This window comes from Pseudomonas sp. NFACC41-3, from assembly GCF_900109505.1.
In the GTDB taxonomy this organism is placed as follows: domain Bacteria; phylum Pseudomonadota; class Gammaproteobacteria; order Pseudomonadales; family Pseudomonadaceae; genus Aquipseudomonas; species Aquipseudomonas chlororaphis.
This window is the reverse complement of the sequence record NZ_FOAE01000002.1, coordinates 544772-556212: the sequence shown is the minus strand read 5'-3', so window position 1 is coordinate 556212 and position 11441 is coordinate 544772. Positions and strand designations below refer to the sequence as shown.

The following is an 11441-nucleotide window of genomic DNA, read 5'->3' as shown; positions in this document are numbered from 1 at the left end:
ATGACAGGCCATCCGCCGCGCATTCGGTACGTCCTTGCTCCAATAACGCTGGCCTCAACGCCCCTTGAACTGCGCCACGTTGCTGGTGTGGGCTTCAGCCTGCGCAGGGGCCGCAACACCCAGGCGCTCGCCACTCTTGGCATCGAACAGCAGAACCTTGGCCGGATCGAATTGCAGGGTCAGGGTTTCACCGACCTGCGGCGCCACATCCGGCGCCAGGCGGCAGCAGACCTTGGTGCCGTTGAGGTTGACGAACACCAGGGTGTCGGGACCGGTCGGCTCGGTGACCTGGACCTCGGCGCGCAAGGTCGGCAGGCCGTTGCCCTCGCCGTTCGCCAGGCCGATCTGCTCCGGGCGGATGCCGAGTATCACTTCACGGTCTTCCAGGCCGGCGTCCTGCATGCCCAACGGCAGCTCGCAACGGGCCTGGCCGCTGTCCAGCAGGGCCAGCAGGCGGCCGTCCTTGCGCTGCAGGCGCAGGGGGATGAAGTTCATCGGCGGCGAGCCGATGAAGCTGGCCACGAACAGGTTGGCCGGGTCGTTGTAGATCTGTTTCGGGGTACCGAACTGCTGGATGATGCCGTCCTTCATCACCGCCACCTTGTCGCCCAGGGTCATGGCTTCGATCTGGTCGTGGGTGACGTAGACCGTGGTGGTTTTCAGGCGTTGGTGCATCAGCTTCATTTCGGTGCGCATCTCGACCCGCAGCTTGGCGTCGAGGTTGGACAGCGGTTCGTCGAACAGGTAGATCTTCGGCCGCCGCGCCAGGGCCCGGCCCATGGCCACGCGCTGTTGCTGGCCGCCGGACAGCTGGCCGGGCTTGCGGCTGAGCAGGTGTTCGATCTGCAGCAGCTTGGCCACCCGCGCCACTTCCTCGTCGATCTCGGCGGCCGGCATCTTGCGGATCTTCAGGCCGAAGGCGATGTTGTCGCGCACGCTCATGGTCGGGTACAGCGCGTAGGACTGGAACACCATGGCGATGTCGCGGTCTTTCGGGCTCATGCCGCTGATGTCGGCGTCGTCCACCAGGATCGCCCCGCCGCTGATGTTTTCCAGGCCGGCGATGCAGTTCATCAGGGTGGACTTACCGCAGCCCGAGGGCCCCACGAGAATCAGGAACTCACCGTCATCGATCTTCAGTTCGATGTTCTTCAGGGTGTCCGGCAAGCCGCTGCCGTAAGTCTTGTTGACGTTGCGTAATTCGAGAGTTGCCATCTTTTACCCCTTGACCGCGCCGGACGTCAGCCCACGCAGGAAATACTTGCCAGCGAATATGTAGACCAGCAGTGTCGGCAGCCCGGCGATCATCGCCGCCGCCATATCAACGTTGTATTCCTTGGTCCCGGTGCTGGTGTTGACCAGGTTGTTCAAGGCCACGGTGATCGGTTGCGCATCGCCGCTGGCGAACACCACGCCGAACAGGAAATCGTTCCAGATCTGGGTGAACTGCCAGATCAGGCAGACCATGACGATCGGCACCGACATCGGCAGCAGGATCTTGCCGAAGATGGTGAAGAAGCCCGCGCCGTCCAGGCGCGCGGCCTTGACCAGGGCGTCCGGGATGCTCACGTAGTAGTTGCGGAAGAACAACGTGGTGAACGCCAGCCCGTAGACCACGTGCACCAGCACCAGGCCGCTGGTGGTGTTGGCCAGGCCGAACTTGCCGAGGGTGAAGGACGCCGGCAGCAGCACGGTCTGGAACGGCAGGAAGCAACCGAACAGCAGCAGGCCGAAGAACAGCTGCGAACCGCGGAAGCGCCACATCGACAGCACGTAGCCGTTCATGGCACCGACGAAGGTCGAGATGATCACCGCCGGCACGGTGATCTTCACCGAGTTCCAGAAGTAGCCACCCACGGTGTCCCAGGCCTTGATCCAGCCGATGCCGTCGATCACGGCCGGCCAGCTCAGCAGGTTGCCGGTGCGGATGTCTTCCGGGGTCTTGAAGCTGGTGAGCAGCATCACCACCAGCGGCACCAGGTACACCGCCGCGGCCAGCAGCAGGGTGGCGTAGATGGCGATGCGGCTGAAGTTCAGCGCAGGTTTTCCGAGCTGGTTAGTCATGGCGTTTGCCTCGCAGTTCGGAGTACAGGTACGGCACCAGGATGGTCAGCACCGCGCCCAGCATCAGCATGGCGCTGGCCGAACCTATGCCCATCTGGCCACGGCTGAAGGTGAAGGAATACATGAACATCGCTGGCAGGTCGGACGAGTAGCCTGGGCCGCCGGCGGTCATCGCCGCCACCAGGTCGAAGCTCTTGATCGCGATGTGCGCGAGGATCATGAAGGCGCTGAAGAACACCGGGCGCAGGCTCGGCAGGACGATCTTCAGGTAGATGGTCGGCAGGCTCGCGCCATCGACCTGGGCGGCGCGGATGATCGACTGGTCGACGCCGCGCAAGCCAGCGAGGAACATCGCCATGACAAACCCCGAGGCCTGCCACACGGCAGCGATCACCAGGCAGTACACCACGCGATCCTGATCCACCAGCCAGTCCAGGCGAAAGCCTTCCCAGCCCCAGTCACGCAGCATCTTGTCCAGGCCCAGGCCAGGGTTGAGCAGCCACTTCCAGGCGGTACCGGTGACGATCATCGACAGCGCCATCGGGTACAGGTAGACGGTGCGGATAAAGCCTTCCTTGCGGATGCGCTGGTCCAGCAGCACCGCCAGGAACACGCCGAGCACCAGGCTGATGCCGATGAACATGCCGCCGAACAGCGCCAGGTTCTTGCTCGCCACCCACCAGCGGTCGTTGTCCATCAGGCGCATGTATTGCTGCAGGCCGACCCACTTGTAGCTCGGCATGAAGCTGGAATTGGTGAAGGACAGAATGAACGTCCAGATGATGTAACCGTAAAAACCGATCAGGACGATCAGCATGCTTGGCGCCAGGACCAACTTGGGGAGCCAGCGCTGCAGCGCGTCGAACGGTGAGGCTTTGCTGAAAACCGCCACAGAGCTCATCGGGATAATCCAATTGAAGAAGTGAGGTCCGACACGCCCCCTGTAGGAGCGAGCTTGCTCGCGATAGCGATCCGACTGCCGACACCTCTGTCGAATGTCATGCAGTCATCGCGAGCAAGCTTGCTCCTACAGGGGAAAGAGCCGTCAGATAAATCGCCGCAGGCAGGCCTGCGGCATTCGGCGTTACTGAGCAGCCTTGACCGCCGACGCCAGCTGCGCACTGGCCTTGGCCGGGTCCGCGTCCTTGTCGTTCATGAAGTTGGTCACCACATCGAAGATCGCGCCCTGCACGGCCAGGGAGGTGGCCATGTTGTGCGCCATGCTCGGTTGCAGGCCGCCAGTCTTGTCGTCGGCCAGGAAGTCCTTGGCCGCCGCCTGGGCGCAGGAGTCGAAACCTTGCGCGGCCATGTCGTTAAGCATGTCGGTGCGCACCGGGATCGAACCCTTGTTGATGCTGAAGACCTTCTGGAAGTCCTTGCCCAGGGCGACCTTGGCCAGGTCCTGCTGCGCGGCGATATCGCCTTTGCGATCGGCCTTGAGCTTGAACACCGCCAGGGAGTCGATGTTGTAGGTGAAGGCTTTGTCAGTGCCCGGGAAGGCCACGCACTGGTAGTCCTTGCCAGCGACTTTCTTCGCCGCGGTCCACTCGCTCTTGGCCCAGTCGCCCATCATCTGCATGCCGGCCTTGCCATTGATGACGTCGGCGGCAGCGATGTTCCAGTCACGCCCGGCGCGGTTCGGGTCCATGTAGCCGGTGACTTTCTTCAGCTCGGTGAAGGCCTTGGTCATCTCCGGGCCGGCGAGGGTTTTCTGGTCCAGGTCGACCAAGGCTTTCTTGTAGCCATCGGCGCCCATGACCGAGAGCACCACGTCTTCGAACACGGTGCTGTCCTGCCATGGCTGGCCGCCATGGGCCAGGGCAATGAAGCCGGCGGCCTTGAGCTTGTCGCCGGCGGCATAGAATTCTTCGAGGGTGGTCGGGGCCTTGTCGATCCCGGCCTTCTTGAAGACTTCCGGGTTGATCCACAGCCAGTTGACGCGGTGGATGTTCACCGGCACGGCGACATAGTCACCTTCGTACTTCACGGTGTCGGAGACTTTCTTGGAAAGCAGGCCGTCCCAGTTTTCCGACTTGGCCACGTCTTTCAGCGCGTCGGTGCTGAGCAGGCCGGTGCTGCCCCACTCCTGGATGTCCGGGCCCTTGATCTGGGCAACGCCCGGCGGGTTGCCGGAAACGGCGCGGCTTTTCAGCACGGTCATGGCCGTGGCACCGCCACCGCCGGCGACTGCGCCGTCTTTCCAGGTGAAACCGTCTTTTTCGACCTGGGCCTTGAGCACATCGACCGCCGCTTTTTCACCGCCGGAAGTCCACCAATGGACGACTTCCACGGAACCTTTGGCATCGGCGGCAACGGAAACGAGAGGGAATGCACTGAGGGGAAACAACGAGGCAACGGAAATGACAGCAGCTAGACGAGAAATCGCATTCATCTGAGGTGTACCTTTCTTGTTGTTATGCATGCAAGTCTGGTGCTTGCGCTGCATAGGATTCTAAACAGGGGCCCCACCCGCGCAGGTAACGAAGGGATGCGCGAATGTCACTACATGGTTACACAACCTGCAGTCTAGACACTTCGGCCAAGGCCGATGCCATGCTCGGTGCCAGGGGCAGGCGCGGAATCAGCACTGCCTGCCAGGCGTGATACAGGTCCGGCTTGCCGGCCCAGATCTCGGCGCTGGGCCTGTTGTTGCTGTCCAGCTCGTGGTGCCAGCTGCCGTGCAGCGGGTCGATGAAATGCTCGGCAGTGAACTCCCAGAAGCGCCGATACCAGGTTTCGTACCGCGCTTCCCCGGTGCGCTGCAGCAAGGCGCTGGCCGCCGCGCTGGCTTCGGCGTGGGTCCAGTGCAGGCGCTGGCGCACCACGGGGCGCTGCTGCCAGTCCAGGGTGTAGACGATGCCCGGCGCGCCATCGACGTCCCAGGCGTCACGGCAGGCGTTTTCGAAGAGTTTCTGGGCATCCAGCAGCAGCCAGCCGGGGCTGAGCATGCCGGCCTGGCAGCGCGCGGCTTCCAGGTGCAGCAGCAGGCGGGCCCACTCGAAGGCGTGCCCGGGGGTGGTGCCATAGGGGCGGAAACCGTCGGCCGGATGTTCCTGGTTGTAATCCGGCAGCGGCTGCCACTGCCGGTCGAAATGCTCGATGACCCGGTAATCGCCGGCGGCGGCATGCTCATGGATGACCCGCTCGACAATGTGCAGGGCACGGTTGAGCCAGCGCGGGTCCTGGGTGACATCGGCCAGGGCGAGGAACGCCTCGGTGGCGTGCATGTTGCTGTTGGCGCCGCGATAGGCCTCCTCGCCGCTCCAGTCGCGGTTGAAGGACTCGCGCATCGCGCCCTCCTCCTCGCTCCAGAAATGCGTTTCGATGACCCCGATCGCCTCCGCCAGCAAGGCTTCGGCGCCGGGGCGTGCGGCCACCACCGCGGAACTCGCCGCCAGGGCGACGAAGGCATGCAGGTAGGCGGCCTTGCCACTGTTGCCGTCGCCCTGTCCGGGGCTGGCGAACCAGCCGCCGTACTCGCCATCGCGCAGCGCACCGTTGAGCGCGGCGATGCCGTGGTCCACCAGCGCGGCATAACCGGGAATGCCCTGGATATGGGCCATGGCGAAACTGTGGGTCATGCGCGCGGTGTTCATGGTGCCGGCCCGGGCATCGCTCGGCAGGCGCCCGCGCTCGTCCAGGTCGCCGAAGCCTTCGGGCAGCCGTGCCGCGCGGGCGAACCCCAGCAGGCGCTGGCCTTCGGCGGCCAGCCATTGATGATGGGCAGGAGCGTTCAGCCAACTGCTGAACGTCAGTGGAATAGTGTTCATGGCGAACCTGTTGTTGTTCTTATCAGGGCCTTGAGTCTAAACAACGGGTTCGCGTGGGCAGGTAACGAAGGTCACAGGATATGTCACCAAGCCGTGACAAAAGTCCCTGTAGCCGCTGCCGCAGGCTGCGCTCGAGACCGCAGGGCGCGCAAAACCGGCGCCTCGGTCATACAGCCTAGCGCGACTAACGTTTTACGACCGCGACGCGGCCGGGCGCAGGCTTTGCCAGCGGCTACAAGGGCATCAATCCATGGAGCGTGGCAGGTACAGGGTCACGCGCAAACCGCCTTCGCGCAGGTTCTGCAGACTGACCTCGCCGCCATGGCTGTGGGCGATGTTGCGCGCGATGCCCAGGCCCAGGCCGTAGCCCTGCTGCTGGCCGGACAGGCGAAAATGCGGCTCGAACACCTGCTCCAGGCGCTGCTCCGGCACGCCCGGGCCTTCGTCGTCGACATGCAGGATGAACGCATTGGCATCGTCGTCGATGTGCAGGTGGGCGTTCTGCCCGTACTTCAGCGCGTTGTCGATCAGGTTGCCCATGCAGCGCTTGAGCGCCAGGGGCTTGCCCGGATAAGGCGCCAGCGCCCGCCCCTGCTGGGTCACGCGGCCGTTGCCGTTGGGCGCCAGGTAAGGCTCCACCAGGCAGTCGAGCACCTGGTTGAGGTCCACCGGCTCGATGTTCTCGTGGATATCGGTGTCCTTGACGCATTGCAGCGCGCCCTTGACCAGCAACTCCAGCTCATCCAGGTCGCGGCCGAACTTGGTTTGCAACTGCTCGTCCTCCAGCAGTTCGACCCGCAGCCGCAGCCGGGTGATGGGCGTGCGCAGGTCGTGGGAAATCGCACTGAACAGCTGGCTGCGTTCGGTCAGGTATCGGCTGATGCGCTCGCGCATGGCATTGAAGGCCCGGCCGACTTCCACCACTTCGCTGCCGCCGCCTTCGGCCACCGGCTGCACATCGGCGCCCAGGGACATGTCCCGCGCGGCCCGCGCCAGGCGCTTGAGCGGCCGACTCTGCCAATGCACCAGCAGGCCGATGAACAGCAGCAGGAAACCGCTGGTGAGCACGATGAACCACACCTGCTGCGCCGGCAGCCCCTGTTCTTCGAGGCTGGTGTAGGGCTCGGGCAACAGCGAGGCGATGTACAGCCACTCCCCCGGCGCCATCTGGATCTGCGTGACCAGCACCGGCGGGTTCACCGGCTCCAGGGTCAGGGCGTAGTGGGCCCAGGAACGCGGCAACTCATCGAGTTTCAGGCCGCCGTTGAAAATCCGCAGGTCCTCGGGGCTGACGAAGGTCACCGAAATGTAGGCATCGTTGCCCAGGGACTGGCGCAGCACTTCGTCCACCGCCTTGAGCACCGCCTGCTTGCGCGGCGTGATCGGTAGCACCTCCATGCCCAGCGGCTTGTCGTTGAGGGTCACGACAAAACGGGTGCCGCCCATGCTGCGCAACTGGTCGAGCACCAGCGGCCGATACGCCACCGGCAGCGAGCGAAAGTAGCTGACGCTGGCGGTCATCGAGTGGGCCAGGCTGCGGGCGCTGGTGACCAGGCCTTCGAGCTGGGTGGCGCGCAGTTGGGAAACCCAGATCACGCTGGACAAGGTTTGCGCGAACAACACCGCCAGCAGCGTCAGCAGCAACATCCGGCCCAGCAGCGAACGCGGTACCGGCACTCGCGCTAGCAGCTTGCGCGGCCACTCAGTGAGCATTGCCGGCAACCACATTGGCTGCCAATTGGTAACCGCTGCCGCGCACGGTGCGGATCAGCCGTGGCGGCTTCTCGGTATCGCGCAGGCGCTGGCGCAGGCGGCTGACCGCCATGTCGACGATGCGGTCCAGGGGCATCAGCTCACGGCCGCGGGTGGCATTGCCGATGGTGTCGCGGTCGAGGATTTCCTGGGGGTGGTCGAGGAACAGCTTGAGCAGGGCGAAGTCGGCGCCGGAGAGGATCACTTCCTCGCCGTCGTTGTGGAACAGCCGGTGGCTGACCATGTCCAGGCGCCACTCGTCGAAGCACAGCACCTCGCCGCCGGCGCGCTCCTGGCCGAACTGCGCACGGCGCAACAGGGCCTTGATCCGCGCCTGCAACTCGCGAGGGCTGAAGGGCTTGCCCAGGTAATCGTCAGCCCCCAGCTCCAGGCCGATCACCCGGTCGGCTTCGTCGGAGCTGGCGGTGAGCATGATGATCGGCACCTGGCCGACCCGCGGATGCTGGCGAATCCAGCGGCACAGGCTGAAGCCGTCTTCGTCCGGCAGCATCACGTCGAGAATCACCAGGTCGCTCGGCGCTTCGTTCAGCGCCTGGCGAAAACCGGCGCCGTCGGGCGTGCTGCGGACCTGGAAGCCGGCGCGACTGAGGTAGGTCTCCAGCAGCTCGCGTATTTCCTGATCGTCATCAACCAACAAGATCGACTTACTGACTGAACTCACGCGGGCCGTCCTTTGTTGTTATGAATGGGGCCGGATTATGCCTTACAGATCAACGAAACGTAGATACCAAGGCTCTGTAGCCGCTGCCGAGCCCGCGAGGCTGCGATCGACCTGGGCGGCATTCCGACGAAGCGGGCGCGGGGTTTTAAAGGTCGCTGAAGGCCTTCGGCCTTATCGCAGCCTCGCAGGCTCGGCAGCGGCTACAGAGGTAGAACTGGATCAGGCGAACGCCTGCTCCAGCGCCACCCCGGCACCGGTCAGGCCCGAATACGGCGCCGTCACCAGCCACACCGGGATGCCCTTGAAGTAATCGCTCATGCAGCCCTTGTCGGCAAAACAACGGGCAAAACCGCTTTCGACGAAAAAGTCGGCGAACCGCGGGATCACCCCGCCGACGATGTACACGCCACCGCGCCCACCCGTGGTCAGCACGTTGTTGCCCGCCACCCGGCCCAGCCAGCAGCAGAACTGCTCGAGCACTTCCAGGGCGATGGGGTCGCCGGCCAGGCCCGCGGCGGTGATGGCTTCCGGGGTGTCGAGCAGCGGCTCGTGCCCGTCCACCGCGCAGATCGCCCGGTACACCCGGGGCAAGCCGCCGCCGCTGAGCGCGGTCTCGGCGCTGACGTGGCCGATCTCACTGTAGATGTGCTGCCACAACTGGGTTTCCCGCGGGCTGCTCAACGGCAGGTCGACATGCCCGCCCTCGCCCGGCAAGGCGGCCCAGCGGCCTTCACCCAGATCCAGCAGGGTGCCGACGCCCAGGCCGGTGCCCGGCCCGATCACCACCGCCGGGCGCAGCGGCTCGGCGGTGCCTTCACAAACCACCCGGAACTCGCCGGGTTGCAGGCGGGTCATGCCCAGGGCCATGGCCGAGAAGTCATTGACCAGCAGCAGTTCGTCGACCTGCAAGGTCTGGCAGAAGGCCTTGCGGCTCAGGCGCCAATGGTTGTTGGTAAAACGAAATTCGTCGCCGCCGACCGGGCCGGCCACCGACAGGCACACCGCGCCGATCGCACCCGGCGCCAGGCCGAGGCCGCCCAGGTAGACGCCGATGGCTTCTTCCGGGCTGGCGTGGTCCGCCGTCGCCAGCACCTGGATCGACTCCAGGCGCTGGTCTTTCCACAACGCAAAACGCGCATTGGTTCCACCAATGTCACCGACCAGCGCTAACTTCACTTAAGGTTCTCCAGGGCAGAGGTAAAGGCGCTGGCGCCCTGCTCCGCCGAGCTGAAGGCCATGCGCATGAAACCGAACAATTCGCGGCCGCTGCCGACGTTGTTGCCCAGCAGGCCCTTGGCCGGCTCGCGGGCGGCGAATTCATCGGCGTCTACCTTAAGCTCCAGCGTGCCCTTTACGCCATCCACGCGAATGATGTCGCCGTCGCGTACTCGCGCCAGCGCGCCGCCGACCTGGGCTTCCGGGCTGACGTGGATCGCCGCCGGGATCTTGCCCGAGGCCCCGGACATGCGCCCGTCGGTGACCAGCGCGACCTTGAAGCCGCGGTCCTGCAACACGCCGAGGAACGGCGTCATCTTGTGCAGTTCCGGCATGCCGTTGGAACGCGGGCCCTGGAAGCGCATCACCGCCACGAAGTCTTTTTCCAGCTCGCCGGCCTTGAACGCATCGGCCAGGTCCTGCTGGTCCTGGAACACCACCGCCGGCGCTTCGACGATCTGGTGCTGCAACGCCACGGCGGAAACTTTCATCACCCCGCGACCGAGGTTGCCTTCCATCACCCGCAGGCCGCCTTCCGGCGAGAACGCGCGGGCCACCGGGCGCAGGATGTTTTCGTCGAGGCTTTCGATCGGGCCGTCGCGCCACACCAGCTTGCCGTTGTCCAGGAAGGGTTCCTGGGTGTAACGGCTCAGGCCACGGCCGGCCACGGTGTTGACGTCCTCGTGGAGCAGGCCGGCTTCCAGCAGTTCGCGGATCAGGAACGCCATGCCGCCCGCGGCCTGGAAGTGGTTGATGTCGGCCTTGCCGTTCGGATAGACGTGGGACAGGGTCGGCACCACCTCGGAGAGGTCGGCCATGTCCTGCCAGGTCAGCTGGATGCCCGCGGCCTGGGCAATCGCCGGCATGTGCAGGGTGTGGTTGGTCGAACCTCCTGTGGCGTGCAGGGCAACGATGGAGTTGACCAGCGAACGCTCGTCGACGATCTCGCCGATCGGCGTGAAGTTGCCGCTCTGCTTGGTCAGGCGGGTGACCTGCTGCGCCGCCTCATGAGTCAGGGCGTCGCGCAGTGGCGTGTAGGGGTTGACGAAGGACGCGCCCGGCAAGTGCAGGCCCATGACCTCCATCAGCAACTGGTTGGTGTTGGCGGTGCCGTAGAAGGTGCAGGTGCCCGGGCTGTGGTAGGACTTCATCTCCGATTCCAGCAGCTCTTCGCGGGTCGCCTTGCCTTCGGCGTAACGCTGGCGCACGTCGGCCTTTTCCTTGTTGGAAATGCCCGACGGCATCGGCCCGCCCGGGACGAAGATGGTCGGCAGGTGGCCGAAGCGCAACGCGCCCATCATCAGGCCCGGGACGATCTTGTCGCAGATGCCGAGCATCAGCGCGGCGTCGAACATGTTGTGGGACAAGGCCACCGCGGTGGACAGCGCGATCACCTCGCGGCTCGGCAGGCTCAGTTCCATGCCGGCCTCGCCCTGGGTCACACCATCGCACATGGCGGGGGTGCCGCCGGCGAACTGGCCGACCGAGCCCATCTCGCGCAGGGCCTTCTTGATCTGTTCGGGAAAGTGCTCGTACGGCTGGTGCGCCGAGAGCATGTCGTTATATGACGAAACAATTGCCACGTTGGCGGCATTCATCATGCGCAGGCTGTGCTTGTCTTCCGAGCCGCAGCCGGCAACGCCGTGGGCGAAGTTCGCACACTGCAGCTTGCCCCGTTGCGGGCCATCGCTGGCGGCGCCGCGGATCAGGGCGAGGTAAGCCTCGCGAGTGGCGCGACTGCGGGCGACAAGCCGTTCGGTGACCTCAAGAACGCGGGGATGCATGTGTAGAACTCCAGGCTAACGGATGTGGCGACCTGTTTGTCTATGCTGGTCAAAACGCCCGCGGCACAGGGGATGGCAGAGGGTTTCTTGACCATTTGGACCAGTTGATTCAGGTCACTCGTTGTAGATAAAACAAAATATTGCCACCAAAAAGGCTTGTTTTCTATTTTTTTG

At 64.6% G+C, this 11441-nt stretch carries 9 protein-coding genes; all 9 read right to left on the bottom strand.

Translation table 11 applies throughout. The annotated features are described in order from the left end of the window. Positions 1-54: 54 nt before the first annotated feature. Complete coding sequence (locus BMY68_RS11915; RefSeq protein ID WP_085532034.1) at positions 55-1215, bottom strand: ABC transporter ATP-binding protein; 1161 nt, start codon at positions 1213-1215, stop codon at positions 55-57. Positions 1216-1218: 3 nt separating this feature from the next. Beyond that, on the bottom strand, positions 1219-2064 hold the full coding sequence (locus BMY68_RS11910) for a carbohydrate ABC transporter permease (RefSeq protein ID WP_007926331.1): 846 nt from the start codon (positions 2062-2064) through the stop codon (positions 1219-1221). Beyond that, positions 2057-2965 (bottom strand): carbohydrate ABC transporter permease, encoded by a 909-nt coding sequence (locus BMY68_RS11905; RefSeq protein WP_085532036.1) that lies wholly within the window; start codon positions 2963-2965, stop codon positions 2057-2059. The genes BMY68_RS11910 and BMY68_RS11905 overlap by 8 nt, the downstream gene beginning before the upstream one ends. 183 nt (positions 2966-3148) lie before the next feature. Beyond that, the gene (locus tag BMY68_RS11900; RefSeq protein ID WP_007926323.1) at positions 3149-4456 is read right to left on the bottom strand and encodes an ABC transporter substrate-binding protein; all 1308 of its coding nucleotides are present in this window, start codon (positions 4454-4456) and stop codon (positions 3149-3151) included. A gap of 118 nt (positions 4457-4574) precedes the next feature. After that, positions 4575-5834, bottom strand: coding sequence for a D-mannose isomerase (locus BMY68_RS11895; protein WP_085532038.1), 1260 nt, complete (start codon positions 5832-5834; stop codon positions 4575-4577). Between the two features lie 243 nt (positions 5835-6077). Continuing rightward, positions 6078-7547, bottom strand: coding sequence for an ATP-binding protein (locus BMY68_RS11890; protein WP_009045233.1), 1470 nt, complete (start codon positions 7545-7547; stop codon positions 6078-6080). Continuing rightward, positions 7537-8268, bottom strand: a complete 732-nt coding sequence (locus BMY68_RS11885; protein WP_085532040.1) for a response regulator — start codon at positions 8266-8268, stop codon at positions 7537-7539. The genes BMY68_RS11890 and BMY68_RS11885 overlap by 11 nt, the downstream gene beginning before the upstream one ends. A 219-nt stretch (positions 8269-8487) precedes the next feature. Next, positions 8488-9444 (bottom strand): glucokinase, encoded by a 957-nt coding sequence (locus BMY68_RS11880; protein ID WP_009045234.1) that lies wholly within the window; start codon positions 9442-9444, stop codon positions 8488-8490. Continuing rightward, positions 9441-11267 carry a phosphogluconate dehydratase gene (gene edd, locus BMY68_RS11875; protein ID WP_009045235.1) on the bottom strand — a complete coding sequence of 609 codons (1827 nt, stop codon included), beginning with the start codon at positions 11265-11267 and terminating at the stop codon, positions 9441-9443. The genes BMY68_RS11880 and edd overlap by 4 nt, the downstream gene beginning before the upstream one ends. Positions 11268-11441 lie beyond the last annotated feature (174 nt).